The sequence below is a fragment of the Rhizobium sp. KNZ2-6A genome, assembly GCF_056755475.1.
In genome coordinates, this window is the sequence record NZ_JBNDIC010000029.1 from 20,249 (window position 1) to 42,845 (window position 22,597).

Annotated in this window: 19 protein-coding genes; 4 read left to right on the plus strand and 15 right to left on the minus strand. The window is 61.3% G+C overall.

Annotated features, from left to right (window positions below; all coding sequences use genetic code 11):
• Nucleotides 1-6 precede the first annotated feature (6 nt).
• From ACPYOP_RS19725 to ACPYOP_RS19740, 4 genes are all read right to left on the minus strand, one after another.
• A complete protein-coding gene (locus tag ACPYOP_RS19725) occupies nucleotides 7-1,032 on the minus strand; it encodes a Gfo/Idh/MocA family protein (RefSeq protein WP_481412028.1) in 1,026 nt (341 codons plus the stop codon).
• A gap of 74 nt (nucleotides 1,033-1,106) precedes the next feature.
• Complete coding sequence (locus tag ACPYOP_RS19730; RefSeq protein ID WP_481412029.1) at nucleotides 1,107-1,991, minus strand: carbohydrate ABC transporter permease; 885 nt, start codon at nucleotides 1,989-1,991, stop codon at nucleotides 1,107-1,109.
• A complete protein-coding gene (locus tag ACPYOP_RS19735; RefSeq protein ID WP_481412080.1) occupies nucleotides 1,984-2,895 on the minus strand; it encodes a carbohydrate ABC transporter permease in 912 nt (303 codons plus the stop codon). Before ACPYOP_RS19735 ends, ACPYOP_RS19730 begins: the two co-directional genes overlap by 8 nt.
• A 61-nt stretch (nucleotides 2,896-2,956) precedes the next feature.
• Entirely contained in the window at nucleotides 2,957-4,240 is a 1,284-nt protein-coding gene (locus ACPYOP_RS19740) for an ABC transporter substrate-binding protein (protein ID WP_481412030.1), read from the minus strand.
• Between the two features lie 179 nt (nucleotides 4,241-4,419).
• Here ACPYOP_RS19740 and ACPYOP_RS19745 point away from each other — a divergent pair, with 179 nt between their 5' ends.
• From ACPYOP_RS19745 to ACPYOP_RS19755, 3 genes are all read left to right on the plus strand, one after another.
• The gene (locus ACPYOP_RS19745) at nucleotides 4,420-5,115 is read left to right on the plus strand and encodes a TetR/AcrR family transcriptional regulator (protein ID WP_481412031.1); all 696 of its coding nucleotides are present in this window, start codon (nucleotides 4,420-4,422) and stop codon (nucleotides 5,113-5,115) included.
• A 431-nt stretch (nucleotides 5,116-5,546) separates the two neighbouring features.
• On the plus strand, nucleotides 5,547-6,968 hold the full coding sequence (locus ACPYOP_RS19750; protein ID WP_481412032.1) for an enolase-like domain-containing protein: 1,422 nt from the start codon (nucleotides 5,547-5,549) through the stop codon (nucleotides 6,966-6,968).
• Between the two features lie 239 nt (nucleotides 6,969-7,207).
• Nucleotides 7,208-8,473: a Gfo/Idh/MocA family protein gene (locus ACPYOP_RS19755; protein WP_481412033.1), complete on the plus strand. Its 1,266-nt coding sequence runs from the start codon at nucleotides 7,208-7,210 to the stop codon at nucleotides 8,471-8,473.
• Nucleotides 8,474-8,500: 27 nt separating this feature from the next.
• On the opposite strand, the gene ACPYOP_RS19760 is transcribed toward ACPYOP_RS19755, so the two are convergent.
• The 4 genes from ACPYOP_RS19760 to ACPYOP_RS19775 all read right to left on the minus strand — a co-directional run bounded on the left by ACPYOP_RS19760 (nucleotide 8,501) and on the right by ACPYOP_RS19775 (nucleotide 13,246).
• Nucleotides 8,501-9,088 carry a transglycosylase SLT domain-containing protein gene (locus tag ACPYOP_RS19760; RefSeq protein WP_481412081.1) on the minus strand — a complete coding sequence of 196 codons (588 nt, stop codon included), beginning with the start codon at nucleotides 9,086-9,088 and terminating at the stop codon, nucleotides 8,501-8,503.
• Nucleotides 9,089-9,304: 216 nt separating this feature from the next.
• The gene (locus ACPYOP_RS19765; protein ID WP_481412034.1) at nucleotides 9,305-10,330 is read right to left on the minus strand and encodes a hydroxyacid dehydrogenase; all 1,026 of its coding nucleotides are present in this window, start codon (nucleotides 10,328-10,330) and stop codon (nucleotides 9,305-9,307) included.
• Nucleotides 10,327-12,183 (minus strand): DUF2264 domain-containing protein, encoded by a 1,857-nt coding sequence (locus ACPYOP_RS19770; RefSeq protein WP_481412035.1) that lies wholly within the window; start codon nucleotides 12,181-12,183, stop codon nucleotides 10,327-10,329. Before ACPYOP_RS19770 ends, ACPYOP_RS19765 begins: the two co-directional genes overlap by 4 nt.
• A gap of 40 nt (nucleotides 12,184-12,223) precedes the next feature.
• The gene (locus ACPYOP_RS19775) at nucleotides 12,224-13,246 is read right to left on the minus strand and encodes a LacI family DNA-binding transcriptional regulator (protein ID WP_481412036.1); all 1,023 of its coding nucleotides are present in this window, start codon (nucleotides 13,244-13,246) and stop codon (nucleotides 12,224-12,226) included.
• 150 nt (nucleotides 13,247-13,396) lie between these two features.
• On the opposite strand from ACPYOP_RS19775, the gene ACPYOP_RS19780 reads away from it, so the two are divergent.
• The gene (locus tag ACPYOP_RS19780; RefSeq protein ID WP_481412037.1) at nucleotides 13,397-14,692 is read left to right on the plus strand and encodes an ABC transporter substrate-binding protein; all 1,296 of its coding nucleotides are present in this window, start codon (nucleotides 13,397-13,399) and stop codon (nucleotides 14,690-14,692) included.
• 241 nt (nucleotides 14,693-14,933) lie between these two features.
• Here ACPYOP_RS19780 and ACPYOP_RS19785 read toward each other — a convergent pair whose 3' ends face one another.
• From ACPYOP_RS19785 to ACPYOP_RS19815, 7 genes are all read right to left on the minus strand, one after another.
• On the minus strand, nucleotides 14,934-15,794 hold the full coding sequence (locus ACPYOP_RS19785; protein ID WP_481412038.1) for a 5'-nucleotidase, lipoprotein e(P4) family: 861 nt from the start codon (nucleotides 15,792-15,794) through the stop codon (nucleotides 14,934-14,936).
• Between the two features lie 207 nt (nucleotides 15,795-16,001).
• Complete coding sequence (locus ACPYOP_RS19790; RefSeq protein WP_481412039.1) at nucleotides 16,002-17,732, minus strand: ABC transporter substrate-binding protein; 1,731 nt, start codon at nucleotides 17,730-17,732, stop codon at nucleotides 16,002-16,004.
• A 69-nt stretch (nucleotides 17,733-17,801) separates the two neighbouring features.
• Entirely contained in the window at nucleotides 17,802-18,089 is a 288-nt protein-coding gene (locus tag ACPYOP_RS19795; RefSeq protein ID WP_481412040.1) for a DUF2160 domain-containing protein, read from the minus strand.
• 12 nt (nucleotides 18,090-18,101) lie between these two features.
• Nucleotides 18,102-18,974: a carbohydrate ABC transporter permease gene (locus ACPYOP_RS19800; RefSeq protein WP_481412082.1), complete on the minus strand. Its 873-nt coding sequence runs from the start codon at nucleotides 18,972-18,974 to the stop codon at nucleotides 18,102-18,104.
• A 47-nt stretch (nucleotides 18,975-19,021) separates the two neighbouring features.
• The gene (locus ACPYOP_RS19805) at nucleotides 19,022-19,894 is read right to left on the minus strand and encodes a carbohydrate ABC transporter permease (protein WP_481412041.1); all 873 of its coding nucleotides are present in this window, start codon (nucleotides 19,892-19,894) and stop codon (nucleotides 19,022-19,024) included.
• Nucleotides 19,895-19,896: 2 nt separating this feature from the next.
• Nucleotides 19,897-20,967: an ABC transporter ATP-binding protein gene (locus tag ACPYOP_RS19810; protein WP_481412042.1), complete on the minus strand. Its 1,071-nt coding sequence runs from the start codon at nucleotides 20,965-20,967 to the stop codon at nucleotides 19,897-19,899.
• Between the two features lie 9 nt (nucleotides 20,968-20,976).
• Nucleotides 20,977-22,059 (minus strand): ABC transporter ATP-binding protein, encoded by a 1,083-nt coding sequence (locus ACPYOP_RS19815; protein ID WP_481412043.1) that lies wholly within the window; start codon nucleotides 22,057-22,059, stop codon nucleotides 20,977-20,979.
• Nucleotides 22,060-22,597 lie beyond the last annotated feature (538 nt).

Consider the following 22,597-nt stretch of genomic DNA (forward strand, 5'->3'; position numbering starts at 1 on the left):
TCGCAATTACCTTTGAATGCTGTTGAGCGATGTTGCCTCGGCGAGCGCCTGCGCCTTCAGCGCCAGCTCCATGGCCTTGAAGCAATGTTCCTGGCCCATCGCCGTTTCGGTACGGTCTCTTATGTCGGCGACAAGCTGGCGGCCATAGGGCAGGTCAAGGCCGCTGCAATCGATATGCTGCATGCCCTTGCGGTCGGTGAGGAAGAGATGATCGGTGCCCGGCCGGCCGGCGACGTCGATATATTTGCGCAGCTCGATCGTGCCTTCGGTGCCGACAATGAAGAGGCGGCCGTCGCCCCAGGTGGAAAGCCCGTCCGGTGTGAACCAGTCGACGCGGACATAGCCGGTGACATCAGGCGTCCTCACATGGAAATCGCCGTAGTCCTGCAGCCCCGGCGTTTCCGGATTGGCGCGGTTGGAAACCGTCGCCGACAGCACTTCGGCTTCCAGCGAGTCCGCGAAGAACAGGAACTGTTCGCATTGATGCGAGGCGATATCGGCGATGATGCCGCCATAGCGCTTGCGATCGAAGAACCAGTCCGGCCGGGTCGGTTTGCGGAGCCTATGGGGTCCGAGGCCCGTCGTATGGATGACCTTGCCGATGGCGCCGGCCTTCACCAGCTCGCCGGCCTTGACGGTCGATGCCGTCTCGAAATGTTCGGAATAGAGAATGGAGACGATGCGCCTGGTCTCGGCCTGTACTTTTCGCACCTCTGCCAACTGGTCGAGCGTCACCATGCCCGGCTTGTCGAGCATCACGTCCTTGCCGTGGCGCATGGCCTCGATGGCAAGGCCGGCGCGCTCGCTGGAAATCGCGGCGCTGACGATCAGCGCGATGGAGCTATCCTCGAGGATTTCCCTTTTTTCGACAACGCGTCGTGCCTGCGGGAAACGCTCGGCGAAGACAGCGGCGAGATCGTCTTCCACTGCATGGAAGGCGACGAGTTCGGCGCCGGCCCGCAGCATGACGTTGACCTGCCCGTAGATGTGATCGTGATTGAGGCCGATGGCGGCGAAGCGCAGCGCGCTCATGCGACATTTCCTTTCAATGGATTTCTTTGGTTACGATCCCGAACCTTGGGTACTCGGGACCGCAGGGTTCATAATCAGCGCTTGAGGCCGGCGGTTGCGATGCCGTCGATCAGCAGTCTCTGGAAGAAGAGGAAGATCAGGAAGACCGGGATCAGCGACAAGCTCGACATGGCAAACAGGCTGCTCCAGTCGGAACTTCCGGTGGAATCCACGAAGGAGCGAAGACCGAGCTGTACTGTGTAGGTGTTGATGTCGGAGAGGTAGATCAGCGGCCCGAAGAAATCGTCCCAGGTCCAGATGAAGGAGAAGATGGCGGCCGTCGCAAGAACCGGAAGCGACAGGGGCAGCATGATGCGCCAGTAGATGCGCCATGGGCTGCAGCCGTCCATCATCGCGGCCTCGTCCAGCTCGCGCGGGATGCCGCGAAAGAACTGCACCATCAGGAAGATGAAGAAGGCGTCGACCGCGAGGAATTTCGGGACGACGAGCGGCAGCATGGTCTTCACCCAGCCGAGCTTCAGGAAGAGGATATATTGCGGGATCAGCGTGACGTGATAGGGCAGCATCAGCGTGCCCAGCATCAGGGCGAACCAGAAATTCTTGCCCCAGAAATTCAGCCGCGCGAAGGCATAGGCCGCCAGCGAGCAGGAAATCACGTTGCCGATGACCGAAAGCACGGCGATGACCGCGGAATTCCAGACGAATTTGCCGAAGGTGACCTGGCCGCCGAACCAGCCGCGGGCATAGGAGCTGAAATCGAAGTGCGAGGGGATCAGCGATGCCGTGCCGAAGATCTCGTTCTGGTCCTTGATCGAGCCTGAAAGCATCCACAGCAGCGGATAGAGCATCACGATCGACGCGGTGATAAGGGCGATGTGGATGAGGACGGAGAGGAACCACGGGCGTTCGCGCGGCGGCTTCATGTCCTCGGCAAAATGGGTGAGCTTCGCGTCAGTCATCGTAGTGGACCCAATAACGAGCGGAGAGGAAGGAGAAGGCGGTGAAGATGGCGATGATAGCAACCAGGACCCAGGCGAGGGCCGCGGCATAGCCCATACGGAAATAGCCGAAGGCTTCCTGGTAGAGGTAGAGTGTGTAGAACAGCGTCGAATCGATCGGCCCGCCAGTGCCGGAGGAAATCACATAGGCCGGCGTGAAGGCCTTGAAGGCGTCGATCGTCTGGACCACGGCATTGAAGAAAATGACAGGCGTCAGAAGCGGCAGGGTGATCTTGAAGAAGATCCGCGCCTTGGAGGCGCCGTCGAGACTGGCGGCCTCATAGAGATCGGTCGGGATCTGGCGCAGGCCGGCCAGGAAAATGATCATCGGCGATCCGAACTGCCAGATGGCGAGAATGACAAGCGTATAGAGCGAATAGTCCGGATTGGAGATCCAGCTCGGGCCGTTGATGCCGAAGGCGTACCAGAGCAGGGTGTTGACGATACCGTCGGCATCGAAGATTTGCCGCCACAGCACGGCGATCGCGACGCTGGAGCCTAGCAGCGACGGCAGGTAGAAGATGGCGCGATAGACCGGCAGACCCTTAATGCCGCGGTTGAGCAGCAGCGCCACCAGCAGTGCGAAGGCGAGCTTCAGCGGCACGGAACAGACGACATAGAACAGCGTCACCTTCATCGACGATAGGAATTTGTCGTCCGCCGTCGCGATCCGCACGTAATTGTCCAGCCCGACCATGTTCGGCGCCTGGAGAAGATTATAATCGGTGAAGGACAGATAGAGCGAGGCGATTGCCGGCCCGAGGGTCAGTCCGAAGAAGCCGATGAACCACGGCAGAAGGAAGAGATAGCCGGGTGCGTTGCGCGAAAACGCGCTCGGCGCCTTATAGGCGGTTTCCACGCGCAACGGCGCGCGCGCGCCGACAGCCAAGCCGCCGGCAACGCTCTTGCTGTGTGTACCCACGGTATCAGCCTCGCGTAATGTTTGCTGCTGCCTGTTCGGTGAATTTCGCGCCAGCGTCCTGTGTGCTGGTCTTGCCGAAAGCCGCCTCCTCGGCGATCTTCTTCAAAAGGAATGAATTCTCGCCAGCGCCGTTGGGTGGAGACGGCGGCAGTGCTCCGACACGCGACGTCAGCCGGCCGATATAATCGACCACCTTCTTGCTTGTCTCATCCAGAGCGGGCGTCAGCAAATCGCGGATCTTCGGTGAGGCGGGAACGCCGCGCTCGACGCCGAGCGTCTTGGCGCCGTCCGGGTCCTCCACCAGGAAATTGACGAAGGCGACGGCCGCATCCTTGTTTGCCGAGGTTGCCGAAACCGACATCAGCATCGACGGCTTCAGATACTGGCCGGGCTTGCTGTCAGGGTTGCTCGGATAGGCGACCAGGTCGATCTTTTCCTTGACGAGGCCCTGGATGGCGACGAACTGGTTAGAGTGAGCGTAGCTGACTGCCGCCTTCCTGGTCACGAGCATGTCGGTTTCGAGGGTCTGTTGATCCAGCGCCTGGACGTCGGCCGGCACGCAGGCGCCCATCTTGCGCATATGACCCCAGAAATCGAACCAGTCGGCGGCATCCTTGGCCTCAAAGGCGAGCTTGCCGTCGGCGGTATAGAGCGCCTTGCCGCGCTGGCGCAGCCAGCATTCGAAGGCCGGCTCCCCGCCGCTTGCATCCGCCGTGCCGTAGAAGCCGCGGCGTTTCTTGGCTGATGTCACCTTGGCGCAGGCATCGCCGAGCTGTTCCCAGGTCATGCCGTCATGCGGCGGCTCGACGCCGGCTTCGCTCCAGGCGGCCGTATTGACCACCACCATCGAGGAATTCACGCCGAGGCTGACGCCGTAGATCTTGTTGTCGACCTTGCCGGAATCGATGTTGGCAGGGCCGAAATCCTCGATCGCCAGGCTCTTGCCGAGATAGGGCGTCATGTCGAGCAGCGCGCCGCGGCGGGCATATTCGAAGATGTAGCGATAATCCATCTGGATGAGGTCGGGCGCATTGCCGCCGCCGGTCTGGGTGGCGAGGCGCGTCCAGTAGCTGTCCCAGCCGAAGGATTCGCCGGCGATGGTGATGTCCGGGTTCTTCGCCTGATAGGCCTTGACCGCTGCAAATGTACGGTCGCTTCGCTCCTTCGATCCCCACCAAAGAAGGCGCATCGCGGTTGCCGCATTGGCGCGGGAAAGCCCGATGCCGCTGAAAGCAAGTGTGGCTGCCATGCCGGCTAGCAACTGCCGGCGGTCGATCGTCAACGTCATCCTGGTCTCCTCCCCAGTGAACCGATGATTTACGAACTGCTTTGCATGATATAACTATTTGGTTACAAGTTGGATAGAAACGTGACCGCTGTCAAGCGCCAATCGCGTCACAATCAAAACGGGCCTATGCGCGGCGGCGGCTTCTATTGCCGTAACCCCGATCGGGAGGGAGATCGTCGATGGCGGCCAGGGCGAGACAACAGACTGAAAATAAAGCAGAAGCCGACGTCGACAAGACCGGAAAGACGCGATCGAGGAAGGTATCGCGCAATCCGCAACGCACCCATGCGACGATCCTGGAAGCAGCGACGGAGGAATTTGCCGCGCATGGTTTCGGCGGTGCCCGGGTGGATGCGATCGCGGCGCGGGCACAAAGCAACAAGCGGATGCTCTATCATTATTTCGGCGACAAGGAGGGGCTCTATCTCGCCGTGCTGGAGGCGACCTATGCGACGATCCGCAATGCCGAGAAGCAGCTCGACCTCTCGCGTCGCCATCCAGAGGAGGGAATGCGGGAACTCGCCCTGTTCACCTGGCGGCATTTTCTCGCGCATCCCGAGTTTCTAAGCCTGCTTGCCACCGAAAATCTGCATCACGCGCATTACCTGCAACGGTCCGAGAAGGTCTCGGCCATGCATTCGCACCTGATCGACGAACTCTCGGACGTGCTGCTTCGCGGCGAGGCGGCCGGCATCTTCCGTCCGGCGGTCGATCCGGTCTCCGTCTATCTGACGATCGCCGCGCTCGGCTTCTTCTATTTGTCGAACCGGCACACGCTGTCGACGATTTTTGCGCGCAAGCTGACGAGCCAGGATGCGCTCAATGCCTGGGGCGAGCATATCGTTGCCGTCACGCTTGCTTCGATCCGGGCGTAGATGATTCTGACTTGGTGGTTTGGAGAAATTTTCAAAAGGTGATTGACAAGCCTTAAGGGAAAGCGCGATCTTGTAACCATATGGTTACATTGCTTGGATGGCCAGGCATTGCTTTTCCTGGTTCTGGAGGGAACCGGGCATGGAGGAGATAGCGTGAAGCGTGTTGGCCACAATGTATGACGTGGTCGGCGATGTGAAGAACTTCTTCTGCAACTATCCAAATGGCCCCTCACCCCAGCCCTCTCCCCGCTGAAACGGGGAGAGGGGGCGACAAAGCAAGCCAGTTGGCCGTTACCGGTTTCGAACTGGACCTGGCGCAGGCCGGAAAACTCCCTCTCCCCGCATGCGGGGAGAGGGCTGGGGTGAGGGGCCATTTGTACCAATGCCTGCGCAAACAGACTTGCCTGACCATAACAGGAGCCGCCTAAACCATGACCGATCCATTGAAAATCAGGCTTGTCGCGGCCGAGACATTCGAGCGCCCTGTCAAGCTGCGGCTTCCCTTTCGTTTCGGGGCGGCGACCTTGCGGGAGGCGCGGCAGATTTTTTTGCGCGTGCGCATCGCGGATGAGAAAGGGCGCTCTGCCGAGGGCATGGCGGCCGAGCTGATGGTGCCGAAATGGTTCGACAAGTCGCCAGAGCTTTCCAATGCCGACAATGAAGACCAGCTGCGCCGTTCGCTGGCTCTGGCCCTCGATGCGCTGAGGAGCGCGGGGTCGGAAACGGCTTTCGGTCTGCACGCAGCCATCGAGGCGCCGCATCATGCTCGGGCGGCGGCTGAGAAGCTGAATGGCCTCGTCGCCTCCTTCGGTTTGGCGCTTGCCAACCGGGCTGTTCTCGATGCCCTCTGCCGGCTGGAAGGGCTGACGGTCGCGCAGGCGATCAAGGCGAACCGCCCCGGCATCGATGCCTCCACCGCGCGCGATCTCTCGGGCTTCGACCTCTCCGGCTTCCTCGCGACCTTGCAGCCGGCAGCGAGCCTTGCCGCCCGCCACACGGTCGGTCTGGTCGACGCCATCGCAGCAGGCGATATTCCGGCAAACGAGCGCCTGAACGACGGCCTGCCGGAGAGTTTCGAAGAGGCGATCGATGCCTATGGCCTGACCTTCTTCAAGGTCAAGGTTTCCGGCGCTCCGGAGCCCGATATCGATCGTCTCTGCCGCATCGCTGCCGTTATCGATGCCAAGGTGCCCAGCTACTCGGTGACGCTTGATGGCAATGAACAGTTTTCATCCGCCGAGGCCGTCGCCGATCTGCTTTCCCGCGTGAAGGATGAGCCGAGACTGGCAAGATTTGCGGCCTCGATCCTGTTTGTCGAGCAGCCGATCGCCCGCGCCCATGCTTTCGAGAAGCCGGTGAAGGCGCTGGCCGCCTTCAAACCGGTGGAGATCGACGAATCCGATGCGGATATCGATGCCTTCGTCACGGCGAGGCGGCTCGGCTATACCGGCATATCCTCGAAATCCTGCAAAGGGTTCTATCGCTCGCTATTGAACCGGGCGCGCGTCGCCAAATGGAGTGCCGAAGACGGTATTCTCTATTTCATGTCGGCGGAGGACCTGACGACGCAGGGCGGCCTTGCCGTGCAGCAGGATCTGGCGCTCGCTTCCCTCATCGGCATGACGCATATCGAACGCAACGGTCATCACTACGTCGACGGCATGGCCGGCGCGCCCGAGGCGGAGCAGGCAGCCTTTGCCGAGGTCCATTCCGATCTCTACCGCGTCAGCAATGGCCGCACGCGGCTGCGGATCGAGGCGGGGCAGCTTGCCATCGGTTCCGTTATCAGTGCTGTCGGTCTCGGTTCGTCGGTCGAGCCGGATTGGGCGGCAATGGAGAGGTCGCCGAGATAAGTACCCGGCTAGGAATAGGCTGCTCCTATCGAGCGCTGCCCCTCACCCTAGCCCTCTCCCCGCTCGCGGGGAGAGGGGACGACGGAGAAAAATTCGAGCTTACGACCCAACGGCGCCGATTGGTGGAATAGCCCCTCTCCCCGCGAGCGGGGAGAGGGTTGGGGTGAGGGGCTTTTGCCGAAGTAAATTCCAGCCGGCGAGGCCTTACATCGTCATTTGCAGACTCTGGAGGAAGAGACATGCAGTCGTCATCGAAGAAACGCTACGCTCTGGTCGGCACGGGAAACCGTGGCGCGACCATGTGGGGCAAGGATCTGGTTGAGCGCTGGAGTAACGAGGTCGAGCTCGTCGCGGTGTGTGATCTCAACGCCATGCGGGCAAAGCGGGCGCTCGACTATATCGGTGCATCGGTGCCCATCTATACCGATTTCGACGAGCTGCTGCGAACGGAAAAGCCGGATCTCGTCATCGTCTGCACCCGCGATTCGACCCATGACGATCTGATCGTCAAGGCGATGGAAGCCGGCGCCGATGTCGTCAGCGAGAAGCCGATGACGACGACCGTCGATAAGATCAAGCGCATCCTCAATGCCGAGGCGCGCACCGGCAAACGGCTGGATGTTTCCTTCAACTACCGCTTCGCGCCGACGGCCGCGAAGATCAAGGAGCTGCTCAATTCCGGCGTCATCGGCGACGTCACGTCAGTCGACTTCCACTGGTATCTCGACACCAGCCATGGTGCCGATTACTTCCGCCGCTGGCATGCTTACGTCGAGAATTCCGGCAGCCTTTTCGTTCACAAGGCGACGCACCATTTCGATCTTCTGAACTGGTATCTGGATTCCGATCCGGAAACGGTGGCAGCCTTTGCCGATCTCAAGCATTACGGCCGCAAGGGTCCCTTCCGCGGCGAGCGCTGTCGCACCTGTCGCTACAAGGACGAGTGCGACTATTATCTTGATATCAGCGCTACGCCGCTGCTCGAAAGTCTCTATGAGGAACCGTCCGCCATCGACGGCTATGTGCGCGATGCCTGCGTCTTCCGCGAGGACATCGATATTCCGGATACGATGGTCGCATCCATCCGTTATCGCAACGGCGTCAACGTTTCCTATTCCCTCAATACCTATATGCCGATCGAAGGACACCACATCGCTTTCAACGGCCACAAGGGCCGCATCGAGCTCAGGCAGTATGAGAAGCAGAACTGGACGACGCCGCCGGCGGACGAGATCGTCATCATGAAGAATTTCGGCGATGTCGAACGCATATGGGTGCCGCATTCGTCCGGCGGCCATTATGGCGGCGACGATCGGCTGCGCAACATGATTTTGCGCTCCGGCCCGAACGACGAGCTGAAGCAGCGTGCCGGTTCGCGCGCTGGTGCGATGTCGGTCCTGTGCGGCATTGCCGCGCTGCAGAGCAGCCGAACCGGCCAGCAGGTGTCGATTGCCGATATATGGGGCGAGGATGATGGCCTGAATCTTTTGGAGCCGCGGCCTTAGGGCTTGCGGCGCCAGCCATCCAATCGATCAGCTGCAGCTCGGCAGCTGCTGTGCGTAGATCCTGGTCATGCCATTGAAGCGCTTGGCGCCGGCGAGCGCCGTGCCATTGCCGCGCCACGATCCCTGCAGATAGCCCTTGGCGCCAGAATAATAGGCGAGATAGAGATCGTAGGAATCGTTCAGCGCAATGCCGGTCTGCAGGTGGGTCTGGTAGTGATACCAGCCGACGAAATCGATGGCGTCGGAGAAATTGGTGCGGCTTGCCGTCCAGTTGCCGGTCTCGCGCTTGTACTTGTCCCAGGTGCCGTCGAGGGCCTGCGAATAGCCATAGGCCGTCGTCGGGCGTTTCCAAGGAATGAAGCCGAGCAGATAGCGTCTCGGTGGCCGCGCGCGCGGCCGGAAGCCGGATTCGGTATAGATCGTCGCCATGAGGATCGGCACCGGCACGCCATATTTGCGTTCCGTGCGTTCGGCAGCTCGCTGCCAGTTGTTGAACCAGCCATCACGCTGGTCGAAGATCGCGCAGATGTTGCGGGTGCGCGACGGTGCGGTGGCGCAGCCTGCCAGCACGCTAAGCAGCATTACGGCCAGAATGGAAAGGACGCGGGTACGCATTACTAGAACCTCTTCATTGCTGCGCCGTGCGTCTTTCAGTGGCACGAGATACGCAGCAACAACCTGCCGGCGCATGATCCTTTCCAAAAGTTCGAGACCGAGCTTTTGGCGGACCCACGCTTATGAGATTGCTAGCGCGGAATGATTAAAAACGGGTTGTTTGCCTGTGCCGAAATGGGGCGATTTCAGGGTGTTTTCATGGTTTGCTGCGCCGCGTCATGCCATCAGCGCCATATCCTCGCGGCGGATTTCATAGAGCAATGGCTTGCCCTCGATGAAGCGGACCGCTTCATCCACCGCCATCTCGCCGAGGCGGGTCCGTTCCAGCCCGACGGCGCCGGCGATATGCGGTGTCAGGAAGACATTCGGCAACTCATAAAGCACCGAGGTGGCCTCCGGAATTTCCGGATCGGTGACGTCGATGATCGCGTCGATGCGGCCGGTCTTGAGAATGGCGATCAGGGCGGCTTCATCGACCAGCGCTCCGCGTGCGGTATTAATGAATGTCGCCCCGTCCTTCATCAGCGAGAGGCGTTGCTCGTCGATCATGTGCCGTGTGGCAGGCAGCGAAGGCGCATGCAGCGAGATGATGTCGGCTGTTGCCATCAGGGCGTCCAGTTCGGCTTTCTCCACGCCTAACCCGGCCGCCTCGGCGTCACTGACCATCGGGTCGTAAAGCAGGATGCGGTAGTCGAAGGGGGCAAGCAGCTCGATTACGCGACGGCCGATTCTCGAGGCGCCGATGATGCCGACCGTGCGGCCGTAATTGCCGATGGCCTCGGCATTGATCGGCTGCGTCCGCTTGCGGTTGCGATCGGCAACATAGAGATCACGAAACTGAAAAACCTTCTTGCCGGCAAAGATAATGGCGGCAAGCGTGAATTCGGCGACCGGCAGGGCGTTGGCCTGGGCGGCATGACTGACCAGGATGCCGCGATCGAACAGGCTATCCCCGAGCAGGCCCTTCACCGTGCCGGCGGCGTGGACCACCAGCTTCAGATGCGGCGCCTGGGCAAGCGCGGTGGCGTCGATCGTCGGCGAGCCCCAGCCGGTGATCAGGATTTCGGTTTCCGCCAGCAGCTTGGCCGCACGTTCGTCGCTGAAGTTCTGCATCGGTGCGGCGTCGAGCACGTGGCCGGTGGTTTCGAGGCGCCGGATGAGCGTGTCCGGCAGGACGTGCTGCGTGCGTGATGGCTGCATGGCGAAGGCGATGGCTGGGCGGCCGGAAGCAAATTGCGTCATGGCAGGCGACCCGGCGCCTCGATAGCGCTGACCGTGATACCCTTGTCTTTGACGAGGGCGCGCAGGGCATCGATATCGGGCTTGGTAGGCGGTTTCCTCCACGCATTATCAATGGCGGATGGGTCCTTCTCCGCGAGCACGGCCGAGACCAGAATGGTCTCGCCCGCTGGGACCGTGCCTCGCAGCTGCGGCACCAGGGTCTTCGCGACGATGAGATTGGTGTTCGGCGGTGCCTTCTGCGCGATGCCGTCGCGCTTGATCGTCGAGCCAAGGTCGAGAATGCCGCTGAAATCCTCTTCGCCGATGGCATAGGCGGCATCGGCTTCGGAAGAGAGCGTATCGGCTTCGAAATCGCGCCTTGCGATGGCGAAGCCGCCTTCGGCTGTCTGCAGCGGACGCGGCGTGATGATCTTGTGCAGGCGGATATGCCAGGGCGAGGCGGGGATGAGCCATGTCTCCACCGTCACGTCGGGGTATGGCGACCATTTGGCGTAGAGCGTATCGCCGGCGAGCTTCGCTTCCTGATTGGTTTCGCGCACGCGGTAGTGCAGGCCGTCATCGCTGAAGGCGAGCACGCTGTCGAAGGCGCCGCCGGCAAAGATGCGCTCATCGCTTTCGATGCTGAAGCCATAGCGGGCGGAATAGGCGAATTTCGAATATTTCTCCGCGCCGAAGCGCATCTGCTGGTTTTCCTGGCCGGAGGAAAGCGCGACGACATCGGCCTTGCCGCGCATCAGGACCATGCCGGGATGCTTCTGCGGGATGATAGCCGGCTCATTTTCTGGCGACTTTTCTTCGGCGGCCCAGAACGGATGCGTCTCGGGCAGCGCCAGTGGCAGGAAAGCCTTGAAGGCCCAGTAGGGCGAGCCGGCGGAATTATAGTTCTCCGACATCAGCAGGTTGGGATAGGCAAAGCCGATAGGCAGGGTGCCGTCGCGATGGGCGATCGGCTTGTCGGCCCACCAGCGCAGGTGTCTGAGGCACAGGCCCTTGATTTCGCCCCATGGCAGCGCCTCGACATCGGCGAAGGCGAGCGCCGACCAGAAGCCGGCGCAGGCGAAGCGGTAGGTCAGGCTGCGGCCGAAGGGGATGGCGGCGCCATCGGGCGCGAACCAATGGCGGAAATCCTTGGCAAATAGCACGGCGCGCTCGCGGTAGCGCTCGGCGCGATCATCATCCACCAGCTTGGAATAGATCAGCCCGTAAAAATGCATGGCGAAGGGGATATAGTGATCGATGCGCCTGATATTGCCGTCGCGATACCAGCCATCGGCAATGTAGAAGCCGTCGAGTTCGTTCAGGTAGTTTTCCGTCAGGCTGCGGTCGAAGGAGGCGCCAAGGCGGTCAAGCGCGATGTCCACGAAGATGCGGAAGAATTTCCAATTGTTGTCGGCGTAGTCGAAGGTGCGGGCATGCTTGAGATAGGCGATCAGATTGTCGCGCGCGCGCTGATCGAGCGGCTCCCAGATCTTTTCCGGCACGAGGGCAAGCGCGAAGCCGAGGGCGGCGAGCTCGACCATGCGCTGATCGCGGCCGTTGACCGTGCCCCAATATTCCGGATGTTTCGGGTCGACGCCGTTGGCGAGGCCCTCGGCATAACGGTCCCAATGGGTGAAGTCGCCGCCGCCGGCGCCGAGCGGCGCAAGGCCCCAGAGCGGACGGGCGAAACCTTCGAGATCGGCGGCGGCGCGATCGAAATGCGCGCCCGCGGCATCGATGCGGACGCGGGCATTGCCTTCAGAGAAATAGGGGAGCAGTGGATCGAACAGGTCGGTCAGCGCGCGGCGCATGTCGGCAAGGGTCTTCAGCGGGTTGCCGGCGAGCGGATTGGTGCTGGCGGGGTCATAGATCATCGGTTCGGCCTTCTCGATCGTTTCCGCGGCGGGATTGGCTTCAGGTTTCGGGTGGCAGCGTGCCTCCGGCGACCGGTGCAACGCCGTGGCAAATCTGGCGTGCCGGCGCATCGCGGTCGCGGAAGCGCGCGATCATCAGACCGATGGCTTCCCGGCCGAGGGCTGCGCGGTCGACGCGCATGGTTGCCAGCCGGGGATTGGTCATCAGGGCGCAGGGCAGATCGTCGAAGCCGACGACGGCGAAATCTTCCGGCACGCGCAGGCCGGCTTCGGTCACGGCGTCGAGCACGCCGACGGCAATGAAATCGTTCATGCAGAAGGCGGCGGTGAAGCCGCGTTTTTCGGCGAGGATCGCGGTCGTGGCGTCGTGAGCTTCCTGGCTGGAGCTGCCGCGAAAGTTCATCGGTACGATGCGGCCTTCCGCACCTTCCACGGAAGCGACCGCCGCCTCGAAACCACGGATGCGCTCGCGGATCGTCTGGCGATGCGAGCCGGTCAGATGCAGGATGCGGCGGTGACCGGCATCGAGCAGGCGCCGGGTTGCGTTATAAGCGCCGAAGAAGTTCGCGGGCGAAACGCCGTCGAAGATCAGTTTCGGGTCGGTACCGTTGACGAGCACGGTCGGCGTGCCGCTTGCCTCAAGCCAGCGGCATAGCTCTTCCGACGGGTCGATGCCGACGAGAAAGAGGCCCTCGGCGCCGGCGGCCTGCAGATATTCCTTCACCAGCTCCGGCTCGGTCCTCGCCTCGCGGACGAGACGGATGTCGAAGCGCATGCCGCGCTCGGCAGCGCCGGCGCGCAGGCCCTCCAGAATGCCTTCGTAGAAAACGCTCAGACCCCCGGTGACGCTGTCGCTGGCGATCAATGCCAGTCCGCCTGAGGTCGCCTCGGCCGCCGTCTTCAGCGGATAGCCGAGATCGCTCGCGACCTTGAAGATGTGCTGACGGATCGTCTCGCTGATGCCGGGCTCGTTGGTGAGAACCCTCGACACCGTCGAGACGGAGACGCCTGCGGCGGCGGCAATATCGGCCTGCCTGATACGTTTGGTGCGAATATCGTTCATGTGCAAACGCTATGCAAAATCACGCAAATTTGCAATAAAAAGATTTTTTATTGCGCAGCGCAATGAAGTTGCATATCTTCAAGCCACCTTGTTCGCGAAAGGCGTCGGGGAGATCGCCGCGGATGACAACGCAAGAGAAGGAGGAATCTCATGCGCATGAATCGCCGTTCGTTCATGATCGGAACCGCCGGAGCCGCTGCGGGTCTTGCCTTCGGCGGAGGAGCGATGCCGGCATTTGCCGATGCGACGCAGCTCCGGGCGATGTGGTGGGGCTCGCCCGATCGTGGCAAGCGCACGGTCGCCGTCGCCGAGCTGTTTCACAGCAAGAATCCCGATCTTTCGGTCATCGGGGAAAGCATTAGCGGCGAGGGTTACTGGGCCAAGCTCGCGACGGGAATGGCCAGCCAGAACATCGCCGACGTTTTCCAGCTCGAGCCGAGCACGATCTCGGATTATTCGAAACGCGGCGCCTGCATGCCGCTCGACCAGTTCGTGCCCTCGACGCTGGATATCGACAGCTTCGGCAAGGACGTGCTGAAGCTGACCACGGTCGACGGCAAGCTTTATGGCGTTGGCCTCGGGCTGAATTCCTTCGCGATGTTCTATGACGAGGACATGTTCAAGAAGACCGGCCTGACGCCGCCCGGTCCAACCACGACATGGGCCGAATATGCCGATCTCGCGGTAGAAATGACCAAGGCTGCCGGCAAGCGCGGCTATTGGGGCAGCCCCTATGGCGCACGCTACAATTATGTGCTCGACGTCTGGCTGCGCCAGCGCGGTAAGAGTCTCTTTACCGAGGAGGGTGGGCTCGGCTTCGGCGTCGACGACGCCAAGGAATGGTATAGCTACTGGGAAGAGCTGCGCAAACGCGGCGGCACGGTCTCCGCCGATGTCCAGACGCTCGACCAGAACGTCATCGAGAGCAACTGCCTGGCGCTCGGCAAATCGGCGATCGGCATGGCCTATTCCAACCAACTCGTCGGCTACCAGCTCGTGGTCAAGGGCAAGCTCGCCGTCACTATGCTGCCGCGCGAGAAGAAGGACGGCCCCTCCGGCCATTACTATCGCCCGGCGCTGATCTGGAGCGTGGGCGCCACCAGCAAGAACGGTGAAGCGGCGGCGAAATTCATCAATTTCTTCGTCAATGATGTCGATGCCGGCAAGGTCCTCGGTGTCGAACGCGGCGTGCCGATGTCCCCCGCCGTGCGTGCCGCCATCCTGCCGACGCTCAATCCGGTCGAGCAGCAGACGGTGCACTATATCGAACTGCTGAAGGATCAGGTCGGCACCTATCCCGTGCCGGCGCCGCTCGGCTCCCAGGAATTCGACGCGAACGTCGCCCGCCCTGTCGCCGACCAGCTCGCCTTCGGCAAAATCACGGTCGCTGAGGCGGCGAAGCGGCTGGTGGAAGAAGGTGCGACGAAATTGAAGCGGAAGAGCTGATCAAAGGCACTGAACCTGCAGGGCGTTCACCCCCCTCTGTCACTTTCGTGACATCTCCCCCACAAGGGGGGAGATCGTTGGGAGTTCGCAGCCGTTTTCGTTGGTGCAATGTGCTTCAGTCTCCGCGGATACAGTATTGGTTTGAGGTGAGTCGGTGCCCTAGGTTACTAATCTCCCCCCTTGTGGGGGAGATGTCACGGAGTGACAGAGGGGGGTATCGCGCCCTCCTCGAATTCTGCTGTCACTTCCCATCCCAAGGCGTCAAAGCATCCTGCTTCATCCGGCGCTGTTCTTCCGGCGGCAGCTTGTAGTCGCTCTTGTAGGGCGCGCTTTCGAAGGAGCCGTAGGTCGGGTTGGCGATGGCGATCCAGTCGTGGCCGAAATGCGCCTTGTTGGCTTCGAAGGCCTTCTGGCGCTCCTCGACGCTACCCTTGTAGTCATCGGTAAAGTCGCCGAAATTATCGCCAAACATCAGAAGAATACGATAGCTCTTGGCGATGAAGGCGCGGCGGGTGCCCTTGGCCGAACCCCAGTCCGGTTGTTCCTTGGCGCTCAGGAAGGTGTCGACATTGTCGCCCATCGGAAAACCAAAGCGCTTCATTTCCTCGACGGTCGGGCCTTCTTCATCGGCAGTGCGGTTGGTGACGTAGAAGACCTTCACGCCTTTCGAAGCGGCATATTGGGTAAATTCTACCGCACCAGCGATCGGCTTGTCCTGCTGGGCATTGACGTATTGTGTCCAGCTCTGCGGCGTGAAGCTGGTGCCGGCTGTGATATTGTGCGCCTGGTAGGCAGAGGTGTTGAGGACCGTGTCATCGACATCGAGGATGATAGCTGGCGGAAAATCCTGGAAATTGCCCGTCTGCTCCACCGGTGCGGCGGTCCAGCTCTTGTCGGCCAGGGCCTCATCGAGCTTGATGCGGCCGAGCGCGTAGGCGCCGAGCGCGTTGGCCTGCGCCTCGACCGATGTCTGATCCCATAGAACGGCATTAAGATTATCGTCGGGCAATGGAGCCGGCAGATCGGCACCGAGAGCCGGCAGGGCGGCGGCAAGGCCAATGGCGGTGATGAGCGTCCTGCGCCCGAAATATCCGTTTCTCACGCTGTTCTCCTTATGCAGAAATCCATTAGATATCAATGGGTTATGATGTGTCGACATCATGATCCGGATAAGGATAGTTCGTGCTCGCGGGAAATGTGTCAAGCCTGTGACAGTCATCGCAGCGTTATTTTTACGAGACTTTCAATCTGACGAAAAATGCCGGAGCCCTTTCGAGCCCCGGCATCCATCTAGCATCATGAGCCTGGTTTATTTCGCCGCGTCGGCCCAGCTCTTGACCAGCTCGTCGTAGTTGACGGTGACCGGCTTTTCCTTCTCGTTGGCGATCTTCAGCTGCGGAGCGAGATGGCCGTTCTTGACGGCATCGGCGTTCCAATAGGCAAGATCGTGCTCTTGGGCGAGCTTCGGGCCGATATCGCCCTGAACGCCCGCGCGTTCGATGCGCTGCATCACCTTTTCCTGGTCGGCGCAGAGTGCATCCATGGCGCCCTGGGCATCCTTGGCACCCGATGCGGCATCGCCGATCGCCTGCCACCACAGCTGTGCCAGCTTCGGATAGTCCGGAACGTTGGTGCCGGTCGGCGACCACTGCACGCGGGCCGGCGAGCGATAGAACTCGATCAGGCCGCCGAGTTCAGGCGCACGCTTGGTGAAGCTCTTGTCGCGGATGGTGGATTCGCGGATGAAGGTAAGGCCGACATGGCTCTTCTTCACGTCCACCGTCTTCGAGGTCACGAACTGCGCATAGAGCCATGCGGCCTTGGCGCGGTCGACCGGGGTCGACTTCATCAGCGTCCAGGAGCCGACGTCCTGATAGCCGAGCTTCATGCCATCCTTCCAGTAGACGCCGTGCGGAGACGGCGCCATGCGCCACTTCGGCTTGCCGTCGGCGTTCATGACCGGCAGGCCGGGCTTGACCATGTCGGCGGTGAAGGCCGTGTACCAGAAGATCTGCTGGGCGATATTGCCCTGCGACGGAACCGGACCGGATTCCGAGAAGGTCATGCCCTGCGCTTCCGCCGGAGCGTAAGCCTTCAGCCAGTCGAGATATTTCTGGATGGAATAGACGGCGGCCGGGCCGTTGGTATCGCCGCCGCGCGCGACGCAGGAGCCGACAGGACGGGAGTTGGCATCGACCTTGATGCCCCATTCGTCGACCGGCAGGCCGTTCGGCAGGCCCTTGTCGCCGTTGCCGGCCATGGAAAGCCAGGCGTCGGTGAAGCGCCAGCCGAGCGACGGGTCCTTCTTGCCGTAGTCCATATGGCCGAAGACCTTCTTGCCGTCGACGTCGCGGCCGGTGAAGAACTGGGCAATATCCTCATAGGCCGACCAGTTGACCGGCACGCCGAGCTCATAGCCGTATTTGGCCTTGAAGTCCGCCTTGTTCTTTGGGTCGTTGAACCAGTCATAGCGGAACCAATAGAGGTTGGCGAACTGCTGGTCGGGAAGCTGATAAAGCTTCTTGTCCGGAGCGGTAGTGAAGCTGGTGCCGATGAAATCGGCAACATCGAGATTGGGATTGGTGACGTCCTTGCCCTCGCCAGCCATCCAATCCGTCAGGTTGCGCACCTGCTTGTAGCGCCAATGGGTGCCGATCAGGTCGGAATCGTTGACCCAGCCGTCATAGAGGTTCTGGCCGGTCTGCATCTGCGTCTGGATCTTTTCGACGACGTCGCCTTCCTGGATGACGTCGTGGGTGACCTTGATGCCGGTGATGGCGGTGAAGGCCGGTGCGAGAACCTGCGATTCATATTGGTGCGTGGTCAGCGTTTCCGAAACGACCTTGATTTCCATACCCTGGAAAGGCTTGGCCGCATCGACGAACCACTGCATTTCCTTTTCCTGGTCGGCGCGTGGGAGCGTCGAAAGATCACCGATCTCCTTGTCCAGGAATGTCTTGGCCTCGTTCATGCCGGCATTGGCCGTGCCGGCCAGGGCCAGCAGGGCGACAGCCGTCGTCGTCAAGAGATGTCTTCGCATATATTCCTCCCTACAGGTTGCGAGTGCATTTCGGAACGGCCGGATTCGCCGGCCGCCGTATCGGTTTGCTCAGACCAGACGGAAGACGCCGGCGGCGTAGACCACGGAAAGAGCAAGAGCCCACCACAGGCTGGGGCCTCCCAGGCCCAGCCAAGCGAGATGGATGAAGGCGGCGCCGAGCAGTGAGATGAACAGCCGGTCGCCGCGTGTCGTTTCGAAGCGCAGGATGCCGAGGCGCGGATTGCCGCCTGGCGAAAAATACTCCCAGACCGCCATGCCGATCAAAAGCAGCAGGATCGTCGCGAAGAACAGCACCGTCGGCAGCGTCCAGGCCATCCAGGAAAAGTCTGTATTCATGGCGGTTTTCCTCTAGACGCGGCCGAGCGCGAAGCCCTTGGCGATGTAGTTGCGGACGAAATAGATGACGAGTGCGCCGGGGACCAATGTCAGCACGCCGGCGGCGGCAAGCAGGCCCCAGTCCATACCGGCGGCCGATACCGTGCGCGTCATGATGGCGGCGATCGGCTTGGCGTCGGTCGTCGTCAAAGTGCGGGCGATCAGCAGTTCCACCCAGGAGAACATGAAGCAGAAGAAGGCGGCGACGCCGATGCCGCTTGCGATCAGGGGAATGAAGATCCTGATGAAGAAGCGCGGGAACGAATAGCCGTCGATATAGGCGGTTTCGTCGATCTCCTTCGGCACGCCGGACATGAAACCTTCGAGGATCCAGACCGCCAGCGGCACGTTGAACAGGCAATGCGCCAGCGCCACGGCGATATGGGTGTCGATCAGGCCGAAGGCCGAATAGAGCTGGAAGAACGGCAGGGCGAAGACCGCCGGCGGCGCCATGCGGTTCGTCAGCAGCCAAAAGAACACATGCTTGTCGCCGAGGAAGCGGTAGCGCGAGAAGGCGTAAGCAGCAGGAAGGGCGCAGCCGACCGAGATCACCATGTTCATGACGACATAGGTGATGGAGTTGATATAGCCCTTGTACCAGGACGGATCGGTGAAGATGATCGTGTAATTGCGCAGAGTCGGCTGATGCGGATAGAGCGTCAGGCCGCTGACGATTTCCTCGTTGGTCTTGAAGCTCATATTGACGAGCCAATAGATCGGCAGCAGCAGGAAGACGATATAGAGCGTTGGCACCAGCCAGGACCAGCGCCCTTTTTCGCCGTGGCGACGGATGACTTGCGCGCCCGTCGCGGTGACGGCATTTGCGGCGGCATCCGACGCTGCCATCTTGTGCATCGCGGCGTCATCGGCCGTGGTGGAGAAGGGTTTGCCGCTCATCGGCTTTCTCCCGCATCGTAATTGGTCATGACGGTGTAGAAGACCCAGGACAGCAGGAGCACGATCAGGAAGTAGATCAGCGACATCGCTGCTGCCGGGCCGAGGTCGAACTGGCCGAGCGCCACCTTCACGAGATCGATCGACAGGAAGGTCGTCGAATTGCCGGGGCCGCCGCCTGTCACGACGAAGGGTTCGGTATAGATCATGAAACTATCCATGAAGCGCAGCAGCACGGCGATCAGCAGGACGCGGTTCATCTTCGGCAGCTGGATATAGCGGAAGACGGACCAGCGCGAGGCGCCGTCGATCTTGGCGGCCTGGTAGAAGGCGTCGGGAATGGAGGCGAGGCCGGCATAGCAGAGCAGCACGACGAGGCTCGTCCAGTGCCAGACGTCCATGACGATGATCGTCGCCCAGGCATCGGCGGGATCGGAGACATAGTTGTAGTCGATACCGAGATTGACCAGCACATAGCCCATCAGCCCGATGTCGCTGCGGCCGAAGACCTGCCAGATCGTGCCGACGACGTTCCAGGGGATCAGCAGCGGCAGGGCCATCAGGACGAGGCAGACGGGAACGCCGATGCCCTTCTTCGGCATGTTGAGGGCGATGAAAATGCCGAGCGGCACCTCGATCGCCAGGATGACGAAGGAGAAGATCAGGTTGCGGATCATCGAATCCCAGAAGCGGCCGGAATGGAGGATCTCCTCGAACCATTGCGTGCCCGCCCAGAAGAAGACGTTGTTGCCGAACGTGTCCTGCACCGAGTAGTTCACGACAGTCATCAGCGGAATGACGGCGGAAAAGCCGACGAGCAGCAGAACCGGAATGAGCATGAACCAGGCTTTGTTGTTCCAGGTCATGTCCATGATCAGGCTCCCATCTCGATGCGCCAGGAGTCGGCGTAGATATTGATACCGGCCGGATCGAAGGCGATGTGCGGCTCAGCCGGCACCGTCTGGTCCTCGCCGATGACGGCGACGATATCCTGGCCGTCGAGCTTGGCGCGGACCACCTTGCGGCGGCCGAGATCCTCGACCTTGGTGACGGTGGCGGGCATGCCCTCGCGGCCGATGCGGACGAATTCGGGGCGAATGCCGAGCTCGGAACGGCCCGCGCGCTTTTCGCGCGGCGCGCCGGGCAGCGCGATCGTGCGGTTGCCGATGCGGGCGCTGCTGCCTTCGATTTCGACGGGCATGACATTCATGCCGGGCGAACCGATGAAGTAGCCGACGAACGTGTGGCGCGGGCGCTCGAACAAATCGTTCGGCGTGCCGATCTGCACCACTTCGCCATTGTACATGACAACCACCTTATCGGCGAAGGTCAGCGCCTCCGTCTGGTCGTGGGTGACATAGACCATGGTGAAGCCGAAGCGGCGGTGGAGCTGCTTCAGCTGCGAGCGCAGCACCCACTTCATATGCGGATCGATGACCGTCAGCGGCTCGTCGAAGAGGATGGCATTGACATCGGAGCGCACGAGGCCGCGGCCGAGCGAGATCTTCTGCTTGGCATCGGCCGTCAACCCGCGGGCCTTGCGGTGCGCGCTGTCGGAAAGGCCGATCATCTCGATGATCTCATCGACCTTGCGCTTCACTTCGGCTTCCGGAACATGCCGGTTGCGGAGCGGGAAGGCGAGATTGTCGTAGACGGTCATCGTGTCGTAGACGACGGGGAATTGGAAGACCTGCGCGATATTGCGCTCCTGGGTCGACAGCCGGGTCACGTCCTTGCCGTCGAAGAGGATGCGCCCCTCCGAGGCCTGCACCAGACCGGAAACGATGTTGAGAAGCGTGGTCTTGCCGCAGCCTGAGGGGCCGAGCAGCGCATAGGCGCTGCCATCTTCCCAGCTATGGTTTACTTCCTTCAGCGCGTAATCGGCGTCGGATTTCGGGTGGTCGTTGTAGGCGTGCCTGATGTGGTCAAGATCTATGCGGGCCATTGTCTCTCCTCAGGCGGCTTGTTGCAGGGCGGGAGTGACGGCGGCGCCTTCGGTGTCGAAGACCATGATGTGGCGCGGATCGATATAGACATCGATCGCATCGTCGACATCGATATCCTGCACGCCCTGGGTCAGCATCACCCAGCGCTGACCGGCAAAATCGATATGGATGAAACTTTCCGAGCCGGTGATCTCGGTCACCATGACTCTCGCCGGGGCGGCGACGGCTTCGGGCGTCTGCGGTGCAAGCGCGAGATGATGCGGCTGAAAGGCGATCGCGTAACGGCCGTCCGGCCGGTCTTCCAAACCTCTCGGTACGGGCAGGCGGATGTTGCTGTCGAGCACGAATTCCCGGCCGCGCTTGTCGAGCGTGATCGTGTTCAGCGGCGGATCGGCGAAGGTGGTCGCAGTGATGAGGTCCTTCGGATTGCGGAAGACGTCGATGGTCGATCCGAATTGCGTGATGCGGCCTTCCGACAGGGTTGCGGTATTGCCGCCGAGAAGCAGGGCCTCGGATGGTTCCGTGGTGGCGTAGACGAAGATGGCGCCGGATTCGGCGAAGATCTTCGGCAATTCGGCGCGCAGCTCCTCGCGCAGCTTGTAGTCGAGATTGGCGAGCGGCTCGTCGAGCAGGACCAGCCCCGCATTCTTGACGATGGCGCGGGCGAGCGCCGTGCGCTGCTGCTGGCCGCCGGAAAGGCTCAAGGGGAGGCGGTCGAGGAAGGGGCCGAGGCGCAGAAGATCGGCTGCCCTCTTCACCTCCTTGTCGATGGTCGCGGCGCTTTTGCCGCTCAGCCGCATCGGCGAGGCGATGTTGTCGTAGACGGTCATGGAGGGATAGTTGATGAATTGCTGGTAGACCATCGCGACGTTGCGGCGCTGCACCGGCAGGCCGGTGACGTCGGCACCGTCGACATGGATCGTGCCCGTGGTCGGCTTGTCGAGCCCGGCCATCAGCCGCATCAGCGACGTCTTGCCCGAAAGCGTCGGTCCCAGCAGCACATTCAGCGTGCCGCGCTGCAATGTCAGGTTCGTTTCTGCGATATGCGTCTCGCCGCCGACAGACTTCGATACGCCTCTAAGTTCAAGCACGATAAATTCCTTCCATGCGTCGCATATCGATGCTGCCGCGAGGATCGCGAAGAGACTGATCCGTCCGGAAATGCCGTCGCCGGGCGGTGTCTATTGCTGAGATTATGGTTGTCGGGAGGTGGATTGTGCCGATCTGCCTGCGGAAACATCGCGTCGGCGAGAATTGCGCCGCGCGACGTCAATGGCGGTGCGGCCGATGCCGCAAACCATGCCGTTTTCCGTATTGATCTGATTTTCGGACAATTATTCCTCCCCTTGTTTCGATTTGCATCCCTCACGCGAAAACCGAAACAAGAATGACGATAAATGAAGATAAAGGAATGTCAAACGAAAACTGGTCGCGTTTCAGCTTCGCTTCATGAATCTCGTCAGAGGCCTATTTTAGGGATAAATAACAAAACCGGTAACCGATTGATCGGTATTGGAAATGAAACCCGACGAGTCTTTCGTCGCGGCCCCGCCGTTTGCGCCCGTCGAGGCGCATGACCGCTCCCCGGCGTCTGCGGCGCGTGTGACCTGGCACCGAGTTAGCCGCTGG

Coding starts and splice junctions, on each gene's coding strand:
- ACPYOP_RS19795 (WP_481412040.1), bottom strand. CDS start 18,089: ATGAATACAGACTTTTCCTGGATGGCCTGGACGCTGCCGACGGTGCTG.
- ACPYOP_RS19760 (WP_481412081.1), bottom strand. CDS start 9,088: ATGCGTACCCGCGTCCTTTCCATTCTGGCCGTAATGCTGCTTAGCGTG.
- ACPYOP_RS19755 (WP_481412033.1), top strand. CDS start 7,208: ATGCAGTCGTCATCGAAGAAACGCTACGCTCTGGTCGGCACGGGAAAC.
- ACPYOP_RS19780 (WP_481412037.1), top strand. CDS start 13,397: ATGCGCATGAATCGCCGTTCGTTCATGATCGGAACCGCCGGAGCCGCT.
- ACPYOP_RS19740 (WP_481412030.1), bottom strand. CDS start 4,240: ATGACGTTGACGATCGACCGCCGGCAGTTGCTAGCCGGCATGGCAGCC.
- ACPYOP_RS19800 (WP_481412082.1), bottom strand. CDS start 18,974: ATGGCAGCGTCGGATGCCGCCGCAAATGCCGTCACCGCGACGGGCGCG.
- ACPYOP_RS19745 (WP_481412031.1), top strand. CDS start 4,420: ATGGCGGCCAGGGCGAGACAACAGACTGAAAATAAAGCAGAAGCCGAC.
- ACPYOP_RS19770 (WP_481412035.1), bottom strand. CDS start 12,183: ATGATCTATGACCCCGCCAGCACCAATCCGCTCGCCGGCAACCCGCTG.
- ACPYOP_RS19730 (WP_481412029.1), bottom strand. CDS start 1,991: ATGACTGACGCGAAGCTCACCCATTTTGCCGAGGACATGAAGCCGCCG.
- ACPYOP_RS19750 (WP_481412032.1), top strand. CDS start 5,547: ATGACCGATCCATTGAAAATCAGGCTTGTCGCGGCCGAGACATTCGAG.
- ACPYOP_RS19775 (WP_481412036.1), bottom strand. CDS start 13,246: ATGAACGATATTCGCACCAAACGTATCAGGCAGGCCGATATTGCCGCC.
- ACPYOP_RS19810 (WP_481412042.1), bottom strand. CDS start 20,967: ATGGCCCGCATAGATCTTGACCACATCAGGCACGCCTACAACGACCAC.
- ACPYOP_RS19805 (WP_481412041.1), bottom strand. CDS start 19,894: ATGGACATGACCTGGAACAACAAAGCCTGGTTCATGCTCATTCCGGTT.
- ACPYOP_RS19765 (WP_481412034.1), bottom strand. CDS start 10,330: ATGACGCAATTTGCTTCCGGCCGCCCAGCCATCGCCTTCGCCATGCAG.
- ACPYOP_RS19725 (WP_481412028.1), bottom strand. CDS start 1,032: ATGAGCGCGCTGCGCTTCGCCGCCATCGGCCTCAATCACGATCACATC.
- ACPYOP_RS19790 (WP_481412039.1), bottom strand. CDS start 17,732: ATGCGAAGACATCTCTTGACGACGACGGCTGTCGCCCTGCTGGCCCTG.